General features: G+C 38.6%; 1 protein-coding gene. It reads left to right on the forward strand.

Annotated elements, in window-relative coordinates; translation table 11 throughout:
• Positions 1-225, forward strand: a 225-nt coding sequence (locus tag VJI94_RS08295) for a transposase (protein WP_324009014.1), incomplete at its 5' end; no start/stop codon positions are given.
• Positions 226-277: the final 52 nt, after the last annotated feature.

The following is a 277-nucleotide window of genomic DNA, read 5'->3' on the forward strand; positions in this document are numbered from 1 at the left end:
TGCAGGGAGCATAACATCAGTCTGGCTTTTATACAACCCGGTAAACCTATGCAAAACGGCTATGTAGAACGTTGTAATGGCAACATCAGAAAGGACTTATTAAATGCGTATGTATTTACAACATTGGATGAGGTACGAGAAAAAGCAGAAGAATGGCGTATGGATTATAATTGCTCAAGACCACATCAGTCGCTGGGTTTTGTACCGCCAGTCGAATACATTTAATCCGTATTCATGTTAAACTGAAAAAAGAAAATTATACTTTTAACTGGCCCGA

The sequence above is a fragment of the Parvimonas sp. D9 genome, from assembly GCF_035282565.1.
In the GTDB taxonomy this organism is placed as follows: domain Bacteria; phylum Bacillota; class Clostridia; order Tissierellales; family Peptoniphilaceae; genus Parvimonas; species Parvimonas micra.